The 23481-nt window shown below is 72.0% G+C and carries 14 protein-coding genes; 11 read left to right on the top strand and 3 right to left on the bottom strand.

The window, feature by feature from the left end:
- Positions 1 to 18: 18 nt before the first annotated feature.
- The 6 genes from Y09_RS15155 (at position 19) to Y09_RS15130 (ending at position 6994) form a co-directional block, all read left to right on the top strand.
- A complete protein-coding gene (locus Y09_RS15155; RefSeq protein WP_053918703.1) occupies positions 19 to 1245 on the top strand; it encodes an ROK family transcriptional regulator in 1227 nt (408 codons plus the stop codon).
- Complete coding sequence (locus Y09_RS15150; RefSeq protein ID WP_053918702.1) at positions 1235 to 2065, top strand: ABC transporter permease; 831 nt, start codon at positions 1235 to 1237, stop codon at positions 2063 to 2065. Before Y09_RS15155 ends, Y09_RS15150 begins: the two co-directional genes overlap by 11 nt.
- Positions 2062 to 2862 (top strand): ABC transporter ATP-binding protein, encoded by an 801-nt coding sequence (locus Y09_RS15145; RefSeq protein ID WP_053918701.1) that lies wholly within the window; start codon positions 2062 to 2064, stop codon positions 2860 to 2862. Before Y09_RS15150 ends, Y09_RS15145 begins: the two co-directional genes overlap by 4 nt.
- 60 nt (positions 2863 to 2922) lie before the next feature.
- The gene (locus Y09_RS15140; RefSeq protein ID WP_053918700.1) at positions 2923 to 3912 is read left to right on the top strand and encodes an aliphatic sulfonate ABC transporter substrate-binding protein; all 990 of its coding nucleotides are present in this window, start codon (positions 2923 to 2925) and stop codon (positions 3910 to 3912) included.
- Complete coding sequence (locus tag Y09_RS15135) at positions 3909 to 5420, top strand: sulfatase-like hydrolase/transferase (RefSeq protein ID WP_053918699.1); 1512 nt, start codon at positions 3909 to 3911, stop codon at positions 5418 to 5420. The genes Y09_RS15140 and Y09_RS15135 overlap by 4 nt, the downstream gene beginning before the upstream one ends.
- Positions 5421 to 5494: 74 nt before the next feature.
- Entirely contained in the window at positions 5495 to 6994 is a 1500-nt protein-coding gene (locus Y09_RS15130; protein WP_053918697.1) for a sulfatase, read from the top strand.
- 73 nt (positions 6995 to 7067) lie between these two features.
- On the opposite strand, the gene Y09_RS18010 is transcribed toward Y09_RS15130, so the two are convergent.
- Positions 7068 to 7805, bottom strand: a complete 738-nt coding sequence (locus Y09_RS18010; protein WP_234695762.1) for a Fic family protein — start codon at positions 7803 to 7805, stop codon at positions 7068 to 7070.
- 755 nt (positions 7806 to 8560) lie between these two features.
- Here Y09_RS18010 and Y09_RS15120 point away from each other — a divergent pair.
- On the top strand, positions 8561 to 9856 hold the full coding sequence (locus Y09_RS15120; RefSeq protein WP_082358904.1) for an MFS transporter: 1296 nt from the start codon (positions 8561 to 8563) through the stop codon (positions 9854 to 9856).
- 239 nt (positions 9857 to 10095) lie between these two features.
- Here Y09_RS15120 and Y09_RS15115 read toward each other — a convergent pair whose 3' ends face one another.
- Positions 10096 to 11394, bottom strand: coding sequence for a hypothetical protein (locus tag Y09_RS15115; RefSeq protein ID WP_148639687.1), 1299 nt, complete (start codon positions 11392 to 11394; stop codon positions 10096 to 10098).
- Between the two features lie 133 nt (positions 11395 to 11527).
- Between Y09_RS15115 and Y09_RS15110 the strand changes: the two genes are divergently transcribed.
- From Y09_RS15110 to Y09_RS15100, 3 genes are read left to right on the top strand one after another with little or no spacing between them, the layout of a single operon-like run.
- Positions 11528 to 12559, top strand: coding sequence for a MoxR family ATPase (locus Y09_RS15110; RefSeq protein WP_082358903.1), 1032 nt, complete (start codon positions 11528 to 11530; stop codon positions 12557 to 12559).
- Positions 12556 to 13905: a DUF58 domain-containing protein gene (locus tag Y09_RS15105; RefSeq protein WP_053918694.1), complete on the top strand. Its 1350-nt coding sequence runs from the start codon at positions 12556 to 12558 to the stop codon at positions 13903 to 13905. Before Y09_RS15110 ends, Y09_RS15105 begins: the two co-directional genes overlap by 4 nt.
- Positions 13902 to 16490: a DUF3488 and transglutaminase-like domain-containing protein gene (locus Y09_RS15100; protein WP_053918692.1), complete on the top strand. Its 2589-nt coding sequence runs from the start codon at positions 13902 to 13904 to the stop codon at positions 16488 to 16490. The genes Y09_RS15105 and Y09_RS15100 overlap by 4 nt, the downstream gene beginning before the upstream one ends.
- Positions 16491 to 16506: 16 nt before the next feature.
- Here Y09_RS15100 and Y09_RS15095 read toward each other — a convergent pair whose 3' ends face one another.
- Complete coding sequence (locus Y09_RS15095; RefSeq protein WP_053918688.1) at positions 16507 to 17946, bottom strand: NAD(P)/FAD-dependent oxidoreductase; 1440 nt, start codon at positions 17944 to 17946, stop codon at positions 16507 to 16509.
- A gap of 530 nt (positions 17947 to 18476) precedes the next feature.
- Between Y09_RS15095 and Y09_RS15090 the strand changes: the two genes are divergently transcribed.
- Positions 18477 to 23480, top strand: coding sequence for an ExeM/NucH family extracellular endonuclease (locus Y09_RS15090; protein ID WP_148639686.1), 5004 nt, complete (start codon positions 18477 to 18479; stop codon positions 23478 to 23480).
- The last annotated feature ends 1 nt before the right edge of the window (position 23481 follow it).

Genomic DNA, 23481 nt, shown 5'->3' with positions numbered 1-23481 from the left:
CCTCTAGCGTCTCCGTCCATGGACCGGCAATGGAGCGTCAGGGACCAGCATCGCGAGGAGGTGCTGGCGCTGCTGCATCGCGGCCGCAGCCTTACCCGCGCGGAGATCGCCCGCTCCCTGCGGATCACCCGCTCCACGGTCTCCGACGTGCTCGGCGACCTCCTCGACCAGGGCATCATCACGGTGACCGAGCAGCGCTCGCCCGGCGGCCGCGGCCGCCCGGCGGAGGTGCTCGGCATCCACCCTGGCGCCGTGCGCCATGCGGGCCTCGACTTCAGCCACACGGGCGTGACGATCTGCCTGGCGAACTCCGCCGGCGACGTCGTGGCCAGCTCGGTGACCGCCTACCCCGAGGGCGCGGGCTGGGAGATGCGGGTGCGGCTGGCGCTGCGCACCCTGCGCGAGCTCGCGGCCGGCGAGCTCCACCTGGACTTCCTCGCCGGTATCGGGATCGGCCTGCCGGGCCCGAACTCGGCCGGCTGGCACGGGTTCTCCGCCGTGTCCTCCCTCGAGCCCTTCCACCTCGTCACGGCGCGGATCCGCGAGCAGTTCGCGGACGCCTTCGACTGCCCCGTCCTCGTCGACCACCACATCCGCCTCGCCGCGCTGCACGAGGCAGGCCGCGACGGGGACGGTCCGCGCGACATCGTCTACCTGCGCCTCTCCACCGGCGTGGGCGGGGCCGTGCTCGGCGCCGGCGCCGCCCTGCGGGGCACCCACCTGATGGCCGGCGAGATCGGGCACATGATCATCGACGACCGGGAGGAACCGAGCCCCTGCCGCTGCGGCCGACGGGGCTGCCTCGAGACCGTCGCCTCCCTCGGCGCGGTCACCCGGGCCTGGCAGGAGGTCGCCGGGCCCGACGGCGACGACCTCCCCGCCGCGCTGCACGCCGGCGACCCGCGCGCGCATGCGCTCGTGACCGAGGTGGCGGCGGCCGTCGGCCGGGTGCTCGGCACCGCCGTCCTCGTCTCCGATCCCGAGGAGGTCATCGTCGGCGGCGAGGTCGGCGCGCTGCTCGAACCCGCGCTGCCGACGCTCCGCGCCACGATGATCCGCCACTGCCTGACCGGCGCCAACGTGCCCGTACGCCTCGGCGAGTCCGCCCCCCACCAGGGTGCGCTCGGCGCCATCGCCGCCCTGCGCGCCGCCGAGCGGCCCCCGGCGCGGCCCCGCCCCGGCCGCGCCCCGACCCAGCCCCCTGCCCCGCTCCACCGGGCCGAAGGAGGACTCCGTGTCCGCTGATCCCACCGCCGCGACAGCCGTCACCGACGGCGCGCCCGCCGCCCCCACCCCCAGAGCGACCTCGTCCCCGCGGCGGAGGACGCCGACGCTCCTGCTGCTGAACATCGCGACGGTCCTGCTCGGCATCGGGCTGTGGTGGCTGCTGTCCCTCGTGGGTCTGCAGATCCCCGGCCCGCCCGAGGTGGTCCTCGCCGCGATCGACCTCGCCGCCTCCGGGATCCTCCTGCAGGACGTCATCGCCTCGCTGCTGCGCGTCTTCACCGGGTTCCTGCTCGGCACGGCGCTCGCGATCCCCGTCGGCTTCCTCATGGGCTGGTACACGTGGGCCCGCGGCCTGCTCGAGCCGTGGGTGCAGTTCTTCCGCACCATCCCGCCGCTCGCGATCATCCCGCTCGCGATCGTGCTGATGGGCATCGGGGAGCAGCCGAAGATCTTCGTGATCTTCCTGGCCTCGTTCCTCGCCTGCGTGATCTCGACCTTCCAGGGCGTGGTGCAGGTGGACCGCACCCTCCTGAACGCCGCCCGCGTGCTCGGCGCTAAGGACGGCACCATCTTCGCCCGCGTCGTCGTGCCCGCCTCCACGCCCTTCATCCTCGTCGGCATGCGGGTGGGCCTCGGCTCCGCCTGGGCGACCGTGGTCGCCGCCGAGCTCATCGCGGCGCAGCAGGGCCTCGGCTACCGCATGCAGCAGGCGCAGATCTACTACGACCTGCCCACCATCTTCGTGGGCATCCTCGTCATCGGCATCTTCGGCTTCGTCATGGACCGGACCCTGCTGGCGATCGAGGCCCGTGCGACCCAGTGGCAGGAGCGCCGATGACCACCCTCAGCCTCAGCGACCGGCGGGACCCCGCCGACGACCCGCGCAAGATCCAGGTGCAGGACGTCACCAAGCACTTCACCGTCGGCGCCCAGCGCTTCGAGGCGCTCGGTGGCGTGAGCCTGGACGTGGAGGAGAACGAGTTCATCACCGTCGTTGGCCCCTCCGGCTGCGGGAAGTCCACCCTCATGAACATCCTCGCCGGCCTCGAGGAGCCCACCTCGGGCACCGCCCTCGTCGACGGCAGGGAAGTGCACGGCCCCAGCCCCGAGCGCGGGGTGATCTTCCAGCAGTACGCCCTGTTCCCGTGGCTCACCGTGCGGGCGAACGTGGAATTCGGTCTCAAGAACGCGCGGGTCCCCGCCGACGAGCGCCGCGCACGGGCCCAGCACTTCATCGACATGGTCGGACTGACCGACTTCGCCGATGCCCTGCCCAAGACGCTCTCCGGCGGCATGAAGCAGCGCTGCGCGATCGCCCGCGCCTACGCCATGGACCCCTCGATCCTGCTGATGGACGAGCCTTTCGGGGCGCTGGACGCCCTCACCCGGGTGCGCATGCAGGAGCACCTGCTGCAGACCTGGGAGCAGGACAAGCGCACGATCGTGTTCATCACGCACGACGTCGACGAGGCGGCCTTCCTCGCCACCCGCGTGGTCGTCATGGCCGCCCGCCCCGGACGCATCCACCGCATCATCGACGTCGACCTGCCCTACCCCCGCACCGAAGAGGTGCGCCTGTCGGCGGAGTTCACCGCGATCCGCAACGAGATCTGGACCTCCGTCTACCACCAGTGACATCCCCTCCACCGGCGACACAGCCGTCGTCGGCCCACCCCACCCTCAAGGAACCCCGCCATGAGCATCTCCCGACGCACCGTCCTCGGCGGCCTCGCCTCCGTCCCCGCCCTCACCGCGCTCGCCGCCTGCGGCGGCTCCGGCTCCGGCACCACCGACATCACCTACGGCTACATCCCGGACTTCAACGGCGCCAGCCTCCTCGCGATCGCCGACGAGCAGGGGCTGTGGGAGGAGAACGGGCTGAACCCCACCCTGCAGACCTTCACCAACGGCCCCCTGCAGATCCAGGCCCTGGGCACCGGCGACCTAAACTTCGGGTACATCGGTCCCGGCGCGATGTGGCTGCCCGCCTCCGGCAAGGCGAAGGTCCTCACCGTCAACGGCGTGGGCCAGGCCGACCGGGTCATCGCCCAGCCCGGCCTCGACTCGATCGAGGCGCTGGCCGGGAAGAAGGTCGCCATCCCGGAGGGCACCAGCGGTGACATGATCGTCCAGCTCGCCCTCTCCGCCGCCGACATGAGCCTCGAGGACGTCGAGAAGGTCGCGATGGACCCCGCGACCGTCGTCTCCGCCTTCGCCTCGGGGCAGGTGGACGCGGCAGGGATCTGGTACCCGATGATCGACACGATCAAGGAGCAGGTCCCCGACCTGGTGGAGCTGGCCCAGAACTCCGACTTCGCCGACGTCATGCAGTTCCCCAACGTCATGGTCACCAGCACCTCCTTCCCCGAGGAGAACGAGGAGACCACTCTCGCGGTGCTGAAGGTGCTGCGCTCCGCGATGGACTTCCGGGCCGAGGACCTCGACGCGACGATCGAGCTGACCGCGGCGATGACCCAGGCCGATGTCGAGGCCGTCGCGGGCGACGCCCAGAACGGGCAGTACTACACCGCCGCGGAGCTCGACGGGCTGATCGCCGACGGCACCGTCGAGACCTGGCTCGACGCGATGAACGGCTACTTCGAGGAGAACGGCAAGATCGAGGGCGAGACCGTCGCCCCCGCCGACTACTTCACCTTCGACCTGTTCACCGAGGCGGGGAAGTGACAGCGCCCGTTACCGGTCCCCGCAACGTCCTGTCCGTCCTCACCGACCAGCACCGCGTCGACACCCTGGGCTGCTACGGCAGCCCCACGGTGCGCACCCCGCACCTGGACGCGCTCGCCGCCTCGGGCACCCGCTTCGACCGCTGGTACACGCCGACGGCCATCTGCACCCCGGCGCGCGCGAGCGTGCTGACCGGGTATGCCCCGTTCCGCCACCGGCTGCTCGCCAACCACGAGCGGAACGTCGGCTATCTCGAGGATCTCCCCGACGGACAGTTCACCTTCTCGCAGGCGCTGCGGGGAGCGGGCTACCAGTGCGCGCTGATCGGCAAGTGGCATGCCGGGGACCGCAGGCTCCGGCGGCACTACGGCTTCGACGGCGCCGAGCTGGAGGGATGGCACAACCCCGTCGACCATCCCGACTACCAGGGCTATCTCGCCGAGCGGGGACTGCCCGCCTACGAGATCTCCGGGAGGATGCGGGGCGTCCTGCCCAACGGCGGCCCCGGCAACCTGCTCGCCGCCCGGCTGCACCAGGGCGTCGAGGCCACCTTCGAGCACTATCTCGCCGACCGGGCGATCGAGCAGTTGCGGGCCTATGCGGCGGACCAGGAGGCGCATGGGACCCCGTTCTACCTGGCCCTGCACTTCTTCGGCCCGCACCTGCCCTACATCGTCCCGGACGAGTACTTCGACATGTACGACCCCGAGGAGATCGAACTGCCCGCCTCGGTGCAGGAGACCTTCGCGGGCAAGCCGCCCGTGCAGGCCAACTACTCCGCGCACTGGACCTTCGACACGATGACCGAGGCCGAGAGCCGCAAGCTCATCGCCGTCTACCACGGGTACGTCACCCTCATCGACGAGCAGATCGGCCGGGTCCTCGCCGAGCTGGACGCGCTGGGCCTGACCGACTCCACGGCCGTGATGTTCAGCTCCGACCACGGCGAGTTCACCGGCTCGCACCGGCTCCACGACAAGGGGCCCGCGATGTACGAGGACATCTACCGCACCTGCGGCCTGGTGCGCGTGCCGGGTGCCCCGCCGGGGCAGGTGCGCGAGGAGTTCGTCAGCCTCCTGGACACGACGGCGACGGTGCTCGACTGGTGCGGGCTGGACCCGTCCCCGGCGCTCGACTCCCGCTCGCTCCTGCCGCTCGTGCGGGGGGAGGAGGTGGAGTGGGATGACGCGATCGTGTGCGAGTTCCACGGGCACCACTTCCCCTACCCGCAGCGGATGCTGCGCACCGACCGGTACAAGCTCGTGGTGAACCCCGAGTCGGTCAACGAGCTCTACGACCTCGAGCGGGACCCCGACGAGCTCCACAACCGCTTCACGCACCCCGAGATGCGCGAGGTGCGCGAGCGCCTCTCCGCGGAGCTGTACCGGCGCCTGCGCGAGCGCGGCGACAACTTCCACCACTGGATGACCTCGATGGACGACATCGGAGTGATCGATCACGACCCGTCGATGAGCGGTCTCGACGAAGGGGCGCATCGCGCGCGGTGACGCGTGCATCGCACCCCGCCTCCCCGCTCACCGCGCGCGGCCGGCCCTCCCGCCGGGACGCAGAAAGGGAACCCATGAACCACTCCGCCACACCCCCGCACATCGTGTTCGTGCTGGTCGACGACCATGCGGCGCATGCGATCTCCGCCTACGGCAGCCGCGTCAACCGCACGCCGCAGCTGGACCGGATCGCGGACGAGGGCGCGCGCCTGGACGCCCTGTACTGCACGAACTCGATCTGCACCCCGTCGCGGGCGAGCATCCTGACCGGCACCTACAGCCACGTCAACGGAGCGGCGACGATCTATGCGCAGTTCGACCACCGCGTGCCGACCTTCCCGGAGGCGCTGCAGCGCTGCGGGTACCGCACGGGCATGTTCGGGAAGTGGCACCTGGGGGAGAGCCCCGCCGCGATGCCGAGGGGCTTCGACCGGTGGCGGATCTATCCGGGACAGGGCGCGTACTGGGACGCCGAGATGATCGGACCCGACGGCTCCGAGGTGGTGCCCGGCTATGCGACCGACGTGGTGACGGACATGGCTCTGGACTGGCTCGACGAGCAGCGCGACGAGCACCCGGAGCAGCCGGTGTGCCTGCTGCTGCACCACAAGGCGCCGCATCGTCCGTGGGTGCCGCACCCGCGGCATGCGCAGCGCCATCCGGTGGGGTCGATCCCGGAGCCGGAGACGCTGCTGGAGGACCACGCGCACCGCTCCCTGGCCGTCCAGGGGGTGAGGATGTCGATCGCCGACGACCTCACTGCGACCGACGTCAAGGAGGAGGTCCCGCCCGGGCTGCGGGGGGAGGAGCATCGCGAGGAGAGGGCGCGCTGGAACTACCAGCGGTACATGCGCGACTACCTCCAGACCGTCGAGGCGATCGACGAGAGCGTCGGTCGCGTGCTCGACCGTCTGGACGCTCTCGGCATCGCCGACGAGACGCTGATCGTCTACACCTCCGACCAGGGCTTCTTCCTCGGGGACCACGGCTGGTACGACAAACGGCTGATGTACGACGAGTCGCTGCAGATGCCGATGATGGTGCGCTGGCCGGGCCGGATCGCGCCGGGCACGCGCGTGCCGGAGATGCTCACGAACGTCGACATCGCCGCGACCCTGCTCGAGGCTGCGGGACTGGAGGCCGCCGAGGCGCTGCCCGGGCAGCAGGGCCGCAGCTTCCTCCCGCTGCTGCGCGGGCAGACGGTCCCGGACTGGCCGGAGGCGGTCTACTACCGCTACTGGGAGCACGACGACCCCGAGCACCATGCACCGGCGCACTACGGGATCCGCACCCGGCGGTGGAAGTACATCGACTACTACGGTGACGGGCTGGGCGCTCCGGGCGCCTCGGAGCGGATCTTCCCGCGCGAGCACGAGCTGTTCGACCTGGAGGAGGACCCGCAGGAGCTGGTGAACCTCGCCCGCTCGCCCGAGCACGTCGGCGTCCTCGCCGAGCTGCGGGAGCAGCTCGCGCGTCTGCAGGCTGAGGTCGGCGACCATCCCTACACGGGTCCCGGCAGCTGGCACCCCGACTGGAACCTCGAGGCCTTCCAGCAGCACTCCGGCCGCTCCTGACCCCCACCGCCGTCCTGTCCCTCCCCGCCGGCGACAGAGGCGCCGAGCGCCCATCCTCACCCTCGCCGGGGCGTCACCTCTGCGGCCGTGCCGGTGCTGGTCGCACCGGCGGGGAGCTCGCCGTGTCGAAGTCCCTGCTCGCCATCGCCCGCTCGCTGCGGGTGATCAAGTGCAGCACATCGAGCGACACATAGGCACGCTGGGCGCGGCCGATCGAGATCCGGTCGAGGACGCCGTAGTCGGCGAGCTGGGGCAAGGCGTTCTGCGCGGCGGTCGTCGTGACCCCGTGCATCCGTGTCACGGTCGAGGTGGTGAGGACCGGGGTGCCGGGAAGCGCATCGAGGATCATGGACAGTGCGGAGTCCCGAGGGGCGGCTCGTACGCGGCCCTCGACCTGGCGGGCGTCAGAGATGACCTGGGACCAGGCCTGACGGAGTTCACCGAGCCTGCGCTCCAGGTCCGCTGCCTGCTCAGCGGCGAGTCGCACAGCGTCCGCGAAGGTGCTGATCCACGTCTCGTAGGCTTCGAAGACCTGGGCCGACTCCGCCCCACCCTCGACCCGGAAGGCTCCGAGACCGGCGATGTACTCGTCCTGCAGGGTCGCGAGGACGAGGCTTACCGGCAGGATCGCTTCCGAGTTCAGCCCCCGGCGGGTGAGCACGGTGTGGATCAGCGCGCGCCCCACGCGACCGTTCCCGTCGGGGAACGGATGGATGGTCTCGAACTGGGCGTGGACCAGCGCGGCCTGCACGATCGGGGAGTGGGTGGCCCCGGCCATGTACAGCATCAGGTCCTCGAGCAGAGCCCGCACCTCCCCCGGAGGGGGGCGGCACGTGCGCCGCGTCGAGCGGGTGATAGCGCGAGCCGCCGATCCAGTTCTGCGTGGTGCGCACGCCCTGCAGGTCTGAAGGGTCGTTGATGATGGAGGACTGCAGCGTCTCGAGGTCGTCGACGGTCAGCGCGCCCTTCGCCGAGAGCGCATCGGAGGCGTCACGGACGATCGTCATGTTCCGTGCGAACTGCTGGGCCGTCTCGGTCAGTCCGCGGATGTCCTCGTCGAGCGCGAGCTCGGCCAGGGCGATGCTCCGCGGGCTGGGAGCGATCCCCTCGATATAGGACGACGCGATCGCCTCGGACCGCAGCAGAAATCGGGAGACGAGGCCCGGATCCCCGTGGCCCCCGCGATTCAACGAGCGGACGGCACGCTCAGCGGCGGCGACCTCGGCATCGACCTGGGGACTGATCGCGAGGTGCATGCCCGCCAGCGCGGTGGGCGTGTACGTGCGGTACTCGCCGGAGCGGCGATCCGCGCGGGGGATGCCCGAGTCGTACGGGTTCTCCCAGCAGTGGCTCGAGTAGCGACCCATGGATAGTCCCTAAGATGGCGGGAAGAGCTCGATCGTCCAAGGATAACTCTTGAAGTTGGATGGGTGGCGGTGGGAGCCCACCTTAGGAGTTATCCCGGTCCCGGTCTCTGCCCGCCCGGTCTCTCGTGCCGGGCCGCACTGTCCCGCTGTCGTGGGCCGACCGTAGGCTGGCGCTCCCACCACCCTTCTGACCTGCGCCTTGCGAGCACGGGTCGCCCCGCCCCGCTCACGAAGAAGGTCGATCCCCACGGCCACGCCGACCCTGCGCCGCTTCGGTCCGCTCCGTGACCGCCACTCCCGCCCATATCTGATGACCGCCGGTCTGTCGATGATGGGCGACAACATCGAGCACGTGATCACCTACTGGGTGCTGTGGGAGGTTTTCGCCTCGCCGTGGCTGGTGGGCTTCCAGGTGATCAGCCACTGGCTGCCGTTCCTGCTGTTCTCGGTGCTGTTCGGCGGGCTCGCGGAGAAGTACGACTGCCGACGCATCATCCAGATCGCCCAGGGCCTGTTCGCTGTCGTGTCCCTGAGCTGGGGCCTGCTGTTCCTGACGGGGACGCTGGAGATGTGGAGCGCCTGCGTGCTGCTGGTGCTGCACGGCTGTGCCGGAGCGCTGTGGGGCCCGGCCGAGCAGCTGATGCTGCACGACTTCGCCGAGCCCGCCGAGCTGCCGAGCGCGGTGCGGCTGAACGCGACGTTCAAGTCCCTCGGCGTGCTCGCGGGCCCCGTCGTCGGCTCGGTCCTGCTGCTGCTCCTGGGGCCGACGTGGGGGATCCTCGCGAACATCGTCTTCTACCTGCCGATGACGCTGCTGATGCTGCGCACCCCGTTCACCGGCCACTCCCGCAGCGGCTTCGTGCGCCGCGAGCAGGTCTCGATCCTGGACACCCCGCGAGTGCTGCGCACGGTCGGCAGCGACAAGGTGCTGGTGGGGATGATCGCGCTCGCCGGCCTGATCGCGGTGTGCGTCGGCGCGTCGCTGCAGGTGGCGATGCCGAACTTCGCCCAGGTGCTCGGCGCCGGGGACGAGGGAGGCCTCGGCTACGGCGCGCTCCTGTTCGCCAACGGGATCGGGGGAGTGGTGGGCGGTTTCCTGCTCGAGGCCACCGGGATCCTGAAGGTCGACGTGCGCGGCGCGGTGATCGCGGCGGTGATGTTCGGGCTGACCTCGCTGATCGTCGCGACCACGACGAGCTATCCGATCACGCTGATCGCGCTGGTGATCGGCGGTGTCGCGAATCTCGCCGCGACCGCGATCGGGCAGGCGCTCGTGCAGCTGCGCGCCCCGGAGGACCAGCGCGGCCGCGTCGTCGGGGTCTACTCGATGATCGGCAGCGGCATGCGCACCGGCAACGGGATCACGATCGGCTGGCTCGGCGCGCTGCTCGGCGTCAGCGGCGCCGTGGCCGTGGGCGGGCTCGCGCTCGTGGTCGGCGCGCTGCTGATCGGCGTGCTGATCGCGCTGCAGACCCGCCGCGGCGCCCCCGCCTGACGCGGGCTCCGGCGCACCATCCGCCCCGGCGGGCGCTGGTGACCGCATCCGGCGTTCCGACCGCCGTCGGGCTCCGCGCCGCTCGACTCGACAGGTGCGGAGCACACCTTTTGTGAGCCCACGACTCATGCGGGCGCCGACATCGGTCCTCCAGGCCACAAAACCTGCGTCGTCGAGGGACTCGGCCCGGTGAACGAACAGTCACCGTGGGGCGGTGCGGGTCGGTGCCCGCCGACGGCTCAGAGTCCGCGACGTGCCTGGTGGATCTTCAGCCCGGCTCCGAGGAGGATCGCTGCGGCCGCGATCCCGGCGGGGACCAGCATGTTCGATCCGGTCGCGGCGAGCGCATCGCCGTCGGAGGACTCGGAGCCCGAGCCGTCGTCGCTCGAGCCGCCGGTGCCGGAGCCTGCGGGCACCTCGATCTCGGAGGCGTCGGCCGACGGGTCGATCACCGTGCGGGCCTGCTCGGGCGTCGTGCCGACCGAGCCGGAGGAGACCCCGCCTGCGAACAGCTCGGTCATCAGCACCGCGAGCGCGGCCGACTGCTTCTGGTCAGCGGTCGCCTCCTGCTGGGCGGCCGGGAAGTCGTTGGTCGCCGAGCCGGGAGCGGCAGGCGGCTGCGCGGGCGCGTCGCCCCTGCTCGCGGCGTTGTCGTTCGCGGCCGACGCCGAGGTGTCGCCACCCTGCTCATCACCGGGGAAGGGCCTGGTGGGGGAGCCGGACGCGGTGGTATCGCCGCCCTGCTGCTCCTCCTCGGAGCCCTCGGTGTCGTCGGACGTGCCGTTGTTCTCGTCGTCCTGCGTCTGGCCATCGCCAGTACCGGGGTCGCCGTCGACCACCTCGTCGTCGTCCGGGTCCTGTCCGTTGCCGTCCTGGTCCTGGGTGTCGTCGCCCGAGCCCGAGCCGTCGTCGTTCTGCTCGTCACCGTCGCCGGGGTTCGGCGATTCATCATCATCGCCATCGCCCGGGGCCGGATCGGTCGGCTCTTCCGTTTCGGGAGGGTCGGTGGGTTCTTCGGTCGGCGGGTCCGTGGGTTCCTCGGTCGGAGGGTCGGTTGGTTCCCCGGTCGGAGGGTCAGTGGGTTCTTCGGTCGGCGGGTCGGTGGGTCCCTCGGTCGGAGGGTCGGTCGGCTTTCCCGGTCCGGACACCGTGAACGGCACGTTGGCCTCGGTGCTAGCTCCATCCTTGATCGTGGCGGTGTAGCTGCCTTCGGATTTGGGCTCGAAGCTCACGACCACCGTCCCGCTGCCGTCTGTCTGCCCCTGGAGGGTCTCGACCACGGCACCTTCTTTGATGATGTCGACATCGACAGCAATCCGGGTCGGGAAGCACGTGCCGGTGATCGTCACCGTTCCGTCGGTTTCATAGGCAGACGTATCCGCAGACGCAGTAGCCGGTGCTCCGTCGCACTCCGCCTGATTCGGTACCTGCGGAACCTCGCCCGCGGCATCACCGAACGCGACAGAGGGTCCGGCAGCGAACGCCGCGAGCAGCAGCAGCCCGGCAGAGGACTGGGCGACGGTACGGCGGACAGACATCGGAACCCTTCGGGTGTACGGGGAGGACCAGCCATACTGTAGGAGGCGACGGCGCCCCGGGGGACCTCGATGAATTCATCCCCCGGCAAACTTTTCATGAACACCGCTGGGGTGCGCATCGGAGGAGCCTGTGATGATCCTGGAAGAATCCGGTGCCGGAACCGCCCCTGACCTGCAGAGGAGCGAGCCGCCCGAGGTCCTGTCGGAGCAGCGGGCCCACCAGGTCGCCGAGGACGCCTCGGCGGTGGTGAGAGAGATCGCGACCGTCGTCGAGGGCAAGGAGGAAGTGGCCCGGATCGCGGTGCTGGTGCTCCTGGCCGGCGGGCACCTGCTGATCGAGGACATCCCCGGCGTCGGCAAGACGATGCTCGCCAAGTCCCTCTCCGCCGCGCTCGGCGCGGACCGCCACCGCATCCAGTTCACCCCCGACCTGCTGCCCGGCGACGTGACCGGCGCGAGCGTGTTCAACCAGGCCAGCGGCGAGTTCGAGTTCCGTCCCGGCGCCGTGTTCACGCAGATCCTGCTGGCCGACGAGATCAACCGGGCCTCCCCGAAGACCCAGTCCGCGCTGCTCGAGGCGATGGAGGAGCGGCAGGTCAGCGTCGACGGCACCACCTACGCGCTTGCCGAGCCGTTCATGGTCGTCGCGACCGCCAACCCCGTCGAGATGGAGGGCACCTATCGCCTCCCCGAGGCGCAGCGCGACCGCTTCCTCGCCCAGACCTCGATGGGCTATCCCGTCGCCTCCGCCGAGGCGCGGATGCTCGAGGCGCAGGCCGGGCCCGTGGCAGCAGGGGACCGGGAGGTGGTCGACGCGGTCCGCCGCCGCACCAGCCCCGAGAGGATCGCCGCTCAGGTGCGGGCGGTGCGCAGCGTCTACGCCTCGCCCGTGATCCTGCAGTACGTGGTGCGCCTGGCGGAGGCGACCCGCTCCCACCCCCAGGTCACCCTCGGCGCCTCGCCCCGCGCGGCCGTGCACCTGGTGCGCGCGGCGAAGGCGAACGCCGCGCTCGCCGCCCGCACCTTCGTCACCCCGCAGGACATCGCCGACGTCATCTTCCCCGTCTGGCGCCACCGGCTCCATCTGACCCCGCAGGCGCTCTCCCGCGGCGCGAGCGCCGGGGAGCTCGTGGACCAGGTCCTGCGCAGCACCCCGCAGACGTGAGGGGCCGCGCACGCACGATCCTCCGCCCCACCGGGCGGGGCGTCGTCGTGCTCGTGGCCTGCGCGGCGCTGTGGCTCCTGGGCGACCTCACCCGCATCGAGCCCGCCCGGCAGCTCGCCGCCGGCCTCGTGCTGGTCCTCGCCGTCGGCGCGATCGGGATCCTCGTCGTCAGCCGCGGCATCTCCCCGCGGCGCCGGGTCGTGGACGACGCGGTGCCCGTCGGCGGTTCCGCCCGAGTGATGCTCGAGATGCAGGACCGCCCGTGGATCACCGTCGTGCCGCTCGGCCGGGGCGTGGTGCGCGAGCACCTCCCGGAGGAGCTCGGCGGTCAGGGCGACCTGCCGCTGGCGATGCGCATGCCGCACGTGCTGCACGTGGGCCGTCGCGGCGGCCATGCGCTCGGCCCGTACTCGGTCCTGGTGCGCGACGTGTTCGGGCTGTTCCACCTCCGCCGCACCGTCGAGGACGGCCTGCGGATCACCGGCCTGCCCGTGGTGGCCGAGATGTCGACCGCCGCGGAGCGCTCGACCGGCATCGCCGACAGCGCCGTGGCCGGCGCGGCGCCCGTCGCGGGGGCGGGGGAGATCGGCCCGATCGCCCGCCCGTATGCCACCGGCGACGACATCCGCCGCATCCACTGGCGGGCCAGCGCCCGCACCGGCACGCTGATGACCCGCGAGGACGAGCCGACCGCGAGCCGCAGCGCCGTGGTCGTGCTGGACACCACCCGGCGGGACGGGCTCGAGGGGCAGGTCGAGGAGGCGCTCGTCTCCCATGCCGCGACCGTGCTGGACTCCCTGGGCCGCAACGGCTGGGAGGTGCGGATCGTGGACGCCTCGGGCGACGAGATCACCCGCGCCCAGCGCCGACGCGGCGTCCCCGGCCCGTCCCTGCTGGGGGGCGAGGCCGACGCGCTCGAGCGCCGCGCCTCCCTCCTCGCTCTCGCCGAGGTCGACTTCGACGACGACGAGCAGCACGGCGTGGGCCGCGACCACGCCGCCGGCCATGCCGAGCTCGCGATCGCGCTCGGCGCCGACCTGGGCGAGCCCTTCGCCGGCCTCGAGCTGGACCGCTTCGCCGGCCGCGCCACGCGCCGCACCGCGATCGCGCTGGACGCGGCTCTGCCCGAGGAGGAGCCCGAGACGCCCCGTCGTGCCCGCCGCATCGGCCCCGCCGACGGCGACGACTTCGGCCACGCACACGAGCAGCACGCCGAGCAGCTCGCCGCCGCGCGCGCCCAGCGTCCGCCGCGCTGCTCGCGCCTGGGCACCTGGGCCCTCGTGCGCGGCTCCTCCGCCGACACCCTCGACGACCTGCTCACCACCGCCGTGGAGGAGCCGCGATGAGCCCGCTGATGGGCCGCCCCTCGCTCGAAGGCCCCCACCTCACCGGCCGCGCCCTGCTGCTCCTGGTCGCGCTGCTGCTCGCCGCCGCGCCCACCTCCCAGCTGCTGGCCGGCGCGTCCTGGCTGGTGCTGACCCTGACCGGCGCCGCTCCCGTGATCCTCGGCGGGATCGTGCTGCGTCACCTGCTCTCCCGGACCGCGCTGGTGCCGCTGCTCCAGCTGGGCCTGATCCTCGTGCTGATGCTCGTCGTCGAGACGGCGCAGGGGCTCGCCCCGTGGTCCGACGGGCCGGTCGTGGTCCTCGCCTCCCAGCCCGAGGTGCTGCGGCTCGGCGTGCAGGAGCTCGCCTCCGGCCTGCCGCCGATGGTGCTCGGCGGGCCCGGGACCGTGATCATCGTCGTGCTCGTCGCGCTGCTCGCCCTGCTGCTGGACCTGCTGTACCTCGACCTCGGCTGGCACACCCCCACCGCCCTGCTGCTGATGGGCACCGTGCTCGTGCCCGCGCTGCAGCAGCCCTCGGGCGGGGCGTGGTGGCAGGTGGCCGCGCCGGTCGCCGCCGGCGCCGCCGTCCTCGCCGTCCGCACCGTCCACGGGGACCCGCGCTATCTCGAAGGGGACCGCCGCCCGCAGGCCGGACCCGTCCCCGCGCCCGGCCGCACCCTCGGCGCCGCGGTCCTGTGCGTCGCGCTCGTCGCCGCCGGCGCCCCCGTGCTCGGCGCGGCCCTGCCCCAGCTGGTCCCGCCGCGGATCGCGCTGAACGTCGACGTGCTGAACCGCTGGAAGGACCCCGACACCCCGCAGCTCGGCCCCGTCATGATCGACGACGACGTCTCCGTGCGCCGCTCCCTGCTCGAGCAGTCCGACACCGAGGTGCTGCGTTACACCACCACCGCCGAGGACCCCTCCTACCTCCGCCTGCGCACCCTGAACCGCTTCGACGGGGAGACCTTCCACGCCGGCGACGAGGAGGAGCCGAACCTCGCCTCCTCCTTCTCCGACGCCCGCGATGACGGCAGGGCGGTCAGCGGCGGCACGGGCGATCTCGAGGAGACCGACGTCCAGGTGATGAGCCTCGGCGGGGACCGGCTGCCGATGCCGGAGAACGTGCGCGAGGTGCGCACCGCGAGCCCCGCGCTGGACCGTGCGCTCACCCTGCGGCCGGTCGACGGAGAGGCGGCGCTCGACTTCGTCCCCGAGGGACTGACCGGGCAGCAGTACACCGTGCTCTCCGAGCCGCGCTCCTCCACCCCCGAGCAGCTCCGCGCGGTCACGCCCGCCGCGGCGAGCGCCCCCTTCGACTCCGGCTACACCGACCGCGCCGAGGTGCCGCAGGTCGCGGCCGACCTCGCCGAGCAGCTCGTCCAGGACGCCGGGGCGGAGAACGGCTTCGACGCGGCCGTCGCCTTCCAGGACTACTTCCGCACCGCCTTCGCCTACTCCCTCACCGTGAACACCCCGCCGGGGGAGGACCCGCTCGAGTCCTTCCTCGAGGACCGGATCGGCTACTGCGAGCAGTTCGCCTCGACCTTCGCGCTGATGATGACCGCGCAGGGATATGCGACACGGGTCGTCATCGGCTTCACCGCCGGGGACGCCGACGGGGACGAGCGCGCCGTCAGCGCCCGCAACGCCCATGCCTGGCCCGAGGTGTGGTTCGGCCCCGAGCACGGCTGGGTCCAGTTCGAGCCCACCCCCGCCGCCGCGAACAACGGAGTGCGCACCCCCGAGGTCACCGACCTCTCCGCGAGCGAGGAGGACGTCGACGCTCCCGAGGCGACCCCCGACACCCCGACCGCCGACGAGGAGAGCGTGAGCAGCGAGGAGGGCACCACCGAGGAGCAGAGCAGCGCGAGCACCGAGGAGGACGAGACCGCCGAGCAGGGCCCCTCACCCCAGACGGTCCAGCGCATCGAGTGGGGCACCGTGAGCGTGCTCGGCCTCGGCGCGCTCCTGGCCGCCGCCGCGGCCGCCGTGGTGCTGGTGATCCGGCGCCGACGGATCCGACATCGCGAGGAGCGCTGGGCGACGCTCGGCGGCGGCGCAGGGGAGCGCGGCGCAGAAGAAGGCGGGAGCGGAGAGCCCGCTGCGGAGAGCAGGGGCGGCCCGTCCGGTGCGTCGGGCGACGCCTCCGCCGCCGCGCTCGAGACCGAGCGGCTGCGCCGCGCCGCCGGCGAGCTGGCCTGGTCGGAGCTGACCCACGAGCTCGAGGTGCGGGCGACGGCGATCCGCTGGCTGGGCCTCACCGGCGCCTGGGGCAGGCCGCCGACGCGCCTCGCGATGGACCCGGCGCTGCCCCCGCACCGCGCCGTCCAGGACCTTCTGGACCAGATCGCGGAGGGCCCGGGGGAGGTCACCGCCGAGGACCGCGCCGCCGCCGCCCGCCTCGCCGACGCCTATACCGCCGCCGCCTACGCCGCCCCGCTCCCGGCAGCCGCGAGGACGACCGGGCACGACGGCACGGGAGCCACTCCGGGCGGCACGGCGACCAGGGTCGACGCCGAGACCGCCCCCGCGGAGCAGCGCCTTCAGCACCCCCTGCGCCACGACGCCGACCGCATCGTCGAGCTCATCCGCACCGCACGCTGAGCCGCGCGGGGCCGGGTCAGTCCTTGGACGGAGCGGCGACGTCGGCCGCGCCGGGAGCGTCCTCGGCCGCCGCCCGGTTCTCCCGCGCCCCGGCGTTCAGGCCGAAGAGGCGGTGCGGGGCCTGCTCCTCGAAGATCCTCGCCGCGCGCAGCGAGTCGACCTCGCCCACCACGGGGTTCGGCTGGTGGGTGCCGCGGGTGCCGCCGTACAGCGAGACGAGGTTCATCGCGACAGCGCGCTGGTTGCGGTGGCCGAGCATCTTGGTGATGTGCACGCCGAGCCAGGCCGCCCAGCCCACCGAGCCGGAGAGGCCGCCGACGAAGGGGATCTCCGCGATCGCGGCATGGCGGCCGATGGTGGCCATGGTGCCGAGGTTCGTGTAGGTGAACTCCGGGCGGGGCTTGCCCTTCACGTCGGCCGCGATCGACTTGGCGACCGCCGCGCCGGTCTGGATCGCAGGCTGTGCGAGCTGGGGGAGGGGCTCGTCCTGCGAGGCGATGTCGCCGGCGGCGTACACGCCCGGGAAGCCCTTGACCTGCAGCGTGTCGTCCACGGCGAGGCGGCCGCGCTTGTCCTGCGGCAGGCCCCACTCGGAGACGGCCTCGGGGATCGCGACGCCCGCGGCCCAGATGGTGATGTCGGACTCGAGGATCGAGTCGTCGTCGAGGACGACGTGGTCGTAGCCGACCTCCTTCACGCCGTGGCCGAGGCGGAGCACGACCCCGCGGTCGCGCAGCTCGTCCGCCGCGTACTGGCGGTACTTGTCGCTGAACTCCTTGAGCAGCTCGTCGCCGCGCTGCAGCACCGTGACCCGCAGGGTTCCCGGATCCATCTCGGGATAGAGGATGTCCAGCTCCTGCATGCGGAAGTCCGCGAGGGCGCCGGCGATCTCCACGCCCGTCGGCCCGCCGCCGACGATGCAGACGTGCAGCTTGTCGTGGGTGACGCCGGCCTCGCGGCTGGAGCGCTCGAGCTCGGAGAAGATCCGGTCGCGGATCGCGAGGGCCTGCGCGCGCGTGTACATCGGCATCGCGTGCTCCTCGGCGCCCGGGGTGCCGAAGTAGGTGGTGGTCGCGCCGTTGGCGAGCACCAGGTAGTCGTAGGAGAGCTCCTGATCGCCGCGCTGGCCCTCGTTGAGCGTGACGACCTTCCGCTCCGGGTCGACGCCGACCACCTCGCCCTGCCGGTAGCGCATGTTGGGGACCTTCAGCGAGAGGCCGCGCAGGAACATGGTGACGTCGCCCGGGTTCAGGCCCGCGGTCGCCACCTGGTACAGCAGCGGCTGGAAGGTCTTGTAGACGTTGCGGTCGATGAGGGTGACGCGCACACGGGCGTCGCGCAGGCCCAGCACGGCGTTGGCGCCGGCGAAGCCACCGCCCACGATGACCACGTGGGGCCAGCTCGCGCCGTCCTTCGCGGGGACCGTGGGGCGACGGGTGAGGAAGGGCAGCGACATGGGGAGGACTCCTAGGGGCGACGCGTCGGCCGACGGGGCGCGGCGGTGGCCGGCCAGGTCGTGCACCGCGTCTGATCGAGGGAGAGAGCGGCGGAGTGAGCGGGCTTCGGGCGGAGGCGGGATATCCGTCGGCCGGTCCGAGATCGTCGGGCCGATGCCGCGATACGGGCGACCCGGTCCGTCCAGAGTCCTCACCGATGCTACCCACTCCGCCGCCCGTCGGCACAGCGGACGGCGGGACGGGTCGTCACGATTCACATCCTCCGCGGCTCCCGCGGTGACTCGGGTCTCCCTGCGCGACGCCGTCGGCGACGGGTGCGCAGCGGAGCTCCCGATCGGCAAAAGGTTCGTCAAACGCAGCAATGCTGCAGGTCAAGAAGCCAGCGCAGCGGGGTGATGCAGATGAACTCTCGGTGACGGCTCGATACCGGATCGGGGAAAACAGGTCCTGACGCCTCCCGATGGGGTGAGATGACATGGCGCACCCGTGCGCCCTCCTCGACTCCGCCTCGTCCCCGGGAGCCTCCTCCATGCGTGTCCACCTCGCCCGCCGCGCCGTCCGCGGTGCGACCGTCGGCCTCGGCGCCGCCGCCCTCGCCGTCTCAGGCGCCCTCGCGCCGCTCGGCGCGACCGCCGCCGAGCCCGGTCAGCAGATCACCCTCATGGGTTTCAACGACTTCCACGGCGCCCTCGGCGGCGCCTCGGCCCTGGCCTGCCAGGTCGAGACGGTGCGCGCCGAGAGCGAGACCTCGTTCCTCTTCTCCGCCGGTGACAGCGTGGGCGGCTCCGCCTTCGAGTCCGCGGTGCAGAACGACGAGCCGACGATCGACGTGCTGAACGCCCTAGGCGTCGACGCCACCGCGATCGGCAACCACGAGTACGACCAGGGGCAGGACGACCTCACGGGCCGCATCGAGCCGCGCACCGAGTTCCCCGACCTCGCCGCGAACGTCTACGACGCCGACGGCGAGCGGGTGCACGACGCGTTCACGATCGTCGAGCGCGACGGCGTGAAGGTCGCCGTGATCGGGGCCGTCACCACGAAGACCGTCGGCAAGGTCAGCCCGGCCGCGATCGAGGGGCTCACCTTCGGCGACCCCGTCGACGCGGTCAACGACGTGATCGTCGAGCTCGAGGCCGACGGGGTCGAGTACGACGCCGCGGTCGCGCTCTACCACGAGGGCGCCTCCGGCAGCGGGGAGGTCGGCTCCGCCCCGGAGAACTCCGACCCCATCTTCGACAAGATCGTCTCCGAGACGGACGCCGAGGTCGACGCGATCTTCAACGGCGACTCCCACCGCACGTACGCCTACCAGGCCGCGGTCCCCGGCGAGGAGGGCGAGACCCGCCCGATCCTCCAGACCGGCGCGAGCGCCGCCAACCTCGGCACCGTCACCCTCCAGCGCGGCACCGGGGACGACACCGACTGGGACGTCGCCGTCGAGCCCGCGCTGCGCCCCACCGACGCCGAGTGCGCGACCTCCACCCCCGTCACGGAAGAGGTCTCCTCGATCGCGCAGACGGCGATCGACGAGGCCGCCGTCGTCGGTGCCGAGCCCGTCGGCTCGATCACCGGTGACATCACCACCTCCTGGGACGACTCCAAGGCCGCCTACGTCGACGGCGCGCGCACCCCGATCGAACCGGTCGGCAACCAGGCCACCACCAAGGGCGACAACCGCTTCCGCCACTCCGCGGCCGGCAACATGCTCGCCGACTCCATGAAGTGGTACCTCGAGGACGCCGGGCTCGCGGGCGAGAGGGAGGTCATCGGCTTCATGAACCCCGGCGGCATCCGCGCCGAGCTGTGGGACGCCTCCTCACCCACCGGCGAGGGCGACGGCGTGGTCACCTACGCCGAGGCCAACGGCATGGTGCCCTTCGGCAACACCCTCAACTCCGGCGAGGTCACCGGCGCCCAGTTCGAGCAGATGCTCGAGGAGCAGTGGCAGCGCAAGGCCGACGGCGCCGGCGTGGACGAGGGCGACGAGTCCTTCCTCGCCTTCAGCGTCTCCGAGAACGTCGAGTACGTCTTCGACAGCAGCCGCGAGAGGGACGACCGCATCCGCGAGATCCTCGTGAACGGCGAGCCGATCGACCCCGAGGGGACCTACACGATCGTCACCGCGAGCTTCCTCTTCGAGGGCGGCGACAACATGTGGGCGCTCTCCGAGGCGCAGGACGTGCGCGACTCCGGCGTGCTGGACCGCGACGCGTTCATCTCCTATCTCGAGGCCCACCCCGACCTCGCCCCCGACTACTCGCAGCGTCAGGCCGACCTCCAGCTCGTCGTCGGCGCGGACGGCGAGGCCCCGGTGCTGCGGCTCTCGGGCCTCGAGTCCCAGAGCCTCGGCGCCCCCGAGATCACCTCCGTGACCGTCGACGCGGGCGAGCACGGCACCTTCGAGACGCCCTACGCGAAAGACGAGGAGTCCGGCGAGCTCCTCGCCGACGTCACCCTCCCCGCGGACCTGTGCGCCACGGAGGCCTCGCCCGTCCCGCTCACCATCACGACCGACCCCGCGGCCGGCACCTCGATCGAGACCGAGCTGCCCGTGAGCGAGGACTGCGGCGGGGCGGCCGACGGCGTCGTCCTCCCCGGCGACCTGCAGATCAACGAGATCTACGGCGGCGGCGGCAACTCCGGCTCGACCTTCACCCACGACTTCGTCGAGCTCGTGAACACCTCCGACGAGCCGATCGACCTCGCCGGCTGGTCCCTCCAGTACGCCTCCGCGACCGGCACCTTCAACGCCCCCGGAGTCCTCGCCCTCGAGGGCACCGTCCCCGCCGGCGGCACCTTCCTGATCCAGCTCGCGAAGGGCGCCGGCGGCACCGAGGCGCTGCCCGAGCCCGACCTCACCGGCACCACCGCCGTCTCCGGCACCCAGGGCGTCTTCGCCCTCTCCGACTCCGAGGGCCGCCTGGTCTGCACGGGCAGCGCCTGCGCCGACGAGCCCGCGGTCGTCGACCTCGTCGGCTGGGGCGGCGCGACCACCTTCTCCGGCACCGCCCCCGCCCCGCGCACCACGAACGCGACCTCCGTCGCGCGCGTCGCCGCGACCGGTGAGAACTCCACCGACTTCGTCGCCGGCGAGCCGACGCCCACCAACTCCGGCGGCGACGGCACCGATCCCGAGGAGCCGGGCGAGCCCGGCGAAACGGTCGAGGCGAGCATCGCCGAGATCCAGGGCACCGGCGCGCAGAGTCCGATGGTCGGGAAGAACGTGGTCACCGAGGGCGTCGTCACCGCGGTCTACGCGACCGGTGGCCTGAACGGCTACGTCATCCAGACCGGCGGCACCGGAGGCGCGCTGGACTTCTCCACGCACAAGGGCTCCACCGCCGTGTTCGTGCACTCCCCGGAGACCGCCGACCAGGTCGCGATCGGGGACTCGGTGCGCGTGACCGGCGAGGTCTCCGAGTACTACGACTCCACCCAGATCTCCGTCGGCGCCGAGGGCCTCGAGCAGCTCGATCAGGCGCTCGAGCCCGCCCAGCCCGCGACCCTCGCCGGCGGCTTCCCCACCGAGGAGACGCAGCGCGAGAGCATCGAGCACATGCTCTACCTGCCCGGCGCGGAGGAGTTCACCGTCACCGACGTGTACAGCACCAACCGCTTCGGCGAGGTGGCCCTCGCGATCGGCGACCAGCCGCTGCAGCAGGCCGGTGACATCATGCGCCCCGGCGCGGAGGCCACCGCCTACTACGAGAGCCGCGACGCGCTCAAGGTGCTGCTCGACGACGGCCGCACCACGAACTTCCAGAACAACCCCACCCAGCCGATGAGCTGGCTGACCACCGAGGAGCCCGTCCGGGTCGGGGCCACCCCCTCCTTCACCGAGCCCGTCGTGGTCGCCTACTCCTTCGACCAGTGGCGCCTGAACACCACCACCCCGTGGGAGTCGGCCGACACCGACGGCGTCGACTTCGAGAACACCCGCCAGGACGCGCCCGACCCCGTCGGCGGTGACCTGCAGGTCAGCACCTTCAACGTGCTGAACTACTTCACCACCCTCGGCGAGGACACCCCCGGCTGCGAGCCCTACACCGACATCGACGGGAACGGCACCACCGTGCGCGGCGGCTGCGACCTGCGCGGCGCGTGGGGCGCCGACGACCTCGAGCGCCAGCAGTCCAAGATCGTCGAGGCGATCTCCGGCACCGGAGCCGACGTGGTGGGCCTGACCGAGATCGAGAACTCGGCACGCCTCGGGGAGGAGGCCGACGAGGCCACCGCCACCCTGGTCGCCGCGCTGAACGAGAAGCACGGCGAGGGCACCTGGGACTACATCCCCACCGGCGAGGCCTACGCCGCGCAGGGTCTGGACGGCGGCCAGGACGTGATCACCAACGCGATCATCTTCAAACCCGCCGAGGTGCGCCCCGAGGGGCAGATGCAGATCCTCGCCGACGACCCTGCCTTCGACAACGCCCGCGAGCCGCTCGGCCAGGTGTTCGTGCCGATCGACGGCGACGGTGCCCAGCAGGTCGAGGGCGAGCCGTTCTTCTTCACCATCAACCACTTCAAGTCCAAGGGCTCGGCCGACGCCGAGGACTCCGGCCTCCCGGCCGACCCGGTCCAGGGCAACGCCCGCACCTCCCGCCTCCAGCAGGCCGAGGCGCTGCTGACCTGGGGCGAGCAGACCGCATCCGAGCTCGGCGTCGAGGACGTCCTGCACGGCGGCGATTTCAACTCCTACACCCAGGAGGAGCCGCTGCAGACGTTCTACGAGCAGGGCTTCGTCAACCTCGGCGAGACCCACGACCCGGAAGGCTGGTCCTACAGCTTCGGCGGCATGGTCGGCTCGCTCGACCACGTCATCGCCTCCCCGTCGGCCGCCGAGCGCGTCACCGGCGCGACCGACTGGCAGATCAACGGCCCCGAGTCGGTGATGGCCCAGTACGGCCGGTACAACAACAACGCGGTGAACCTCTACGAGGAGGGCCCCTTCGCCTCCTCCGACCACGACCCGATGATCGTGGGCCTGGACGCCGGGTACGAGGAGGCGCCGACGCTCCCGGACTTCACCGACGTGCGACCCACCCACGAGCACTACGACGAGATCATGTGGGCGGCCGGCAGCGGCATCGTCCCCGGTGGAGAGGACGGCACCTTCCGTCCCACCCGCGCCGCGGACCGCGTCACCCTCGCCGCGGCCCTGTACGAGCTGGCGGGCCGTCCCGAGGTGGAGGTCCCCGCGAGCTCGCCGTTCAAGGACGTGAAGGCCGATCACCCGCACTACGAGGCGATGCTGTGGGCCGAGTCCGAGGGCGTGCTCACCGTCAACAAGGGCGGCGCGTTCCGCCCGAGCGCGGCGCTGAGCCGGGGCATGGTCGCCGAGGCGCTGTACGCCGCGGCCGGCTCGCCCGAGGCAGGCTCGCCGAGCGGTGACGTGCAGGCCGACGCGATCGCGTGGCTGCAGGCCGAGGGCCTCGACGAGGGCATCGTGGACGGGGACGACCTCCGCCCGAACTCCCGCGTCGACCGCGCCGAGACCGCCGCCTGGCTGTACCGTTTGGACCGCCTGTGAG

The sequence above is a fragment of the Brachybacterium sp. SW0106-09 genome (assembly GCF_001293905.1).
GTDB lineage: Bacteria > Actinomycetota > Actinomycetes > Actinomycetales > Dermabacteraceae > Brachybacterium > Brachybacterium conglomeratum.
This window is presented reverse-complemented; position numbering and strand designations above follow the sequence as displayed.

Bases quoted from the DNA above. Each gene is read 5' to 3' on its own strand.
- Y09_RS15155 (WP_053918703.1), top strand. From the start codon at position 19: ATGGACCGGCAATGGAGCGTCAGGGACCAGCATCGCGAGGAGGTGCTG.
- Y09_RS15145 (WP_053918701.1), top strand. From the start codon at position 2,062: ATGACCACCCTCAGCCTCAGCGACCGGCGGGACCCCGCCGACGACCCG.
- Y09_RS15140 (WP_053918700.1), top strand. From the start codon at position 2,923: ATGAGCATCTCCCGACGCACCGTCCTCGGCGGCCTCGCCTCCGTCCCC.
- Y09_RS15130 (WP_053918697.1), top strand. From the start codon at position 5,495: ATGAACCACTCCGCCACACCCCCGCACATCGTGTTCGTGCTGGTCGAC.
- Y09_RS15115 (WP_148639687.1), bottom strand. From the start codon at position 11,394: ATGTCTGTCCGCCGTACCGTCGCCCAGTCCTCTGCCGGGCTGCTGCTG.
- Y09_RS15110 (WP_082358903.1), top strand. From the start codon at position 11,528: ATGATCCTGGAAGAATCCGGTGCCGGAACCGCCCCTGACCTGCAGAGG.
- Y09_RS15100 (WP_053918692.1), top strand. From the start codon at position 13,902: ATGAGCCCGCTGATGGGCCGCCCCTCGCTCGAAGGCCCCCACCTCACC.
- Y09_RS15095 (WP_053918688.1), bottom strand. From the start codon at position 17,946: ATGTCGCTGCCCTTCCTCACCCGTCGCCCCACGGTCCCCGCGAAGGAC.
- Y09_RS15090 (WP_148639686.1), top strand. From the start codon at position 18,477: ATGCGTGTCCACCTCGCCCGCCGCGCCGTCCGCGGTGCGACCGTCGGC.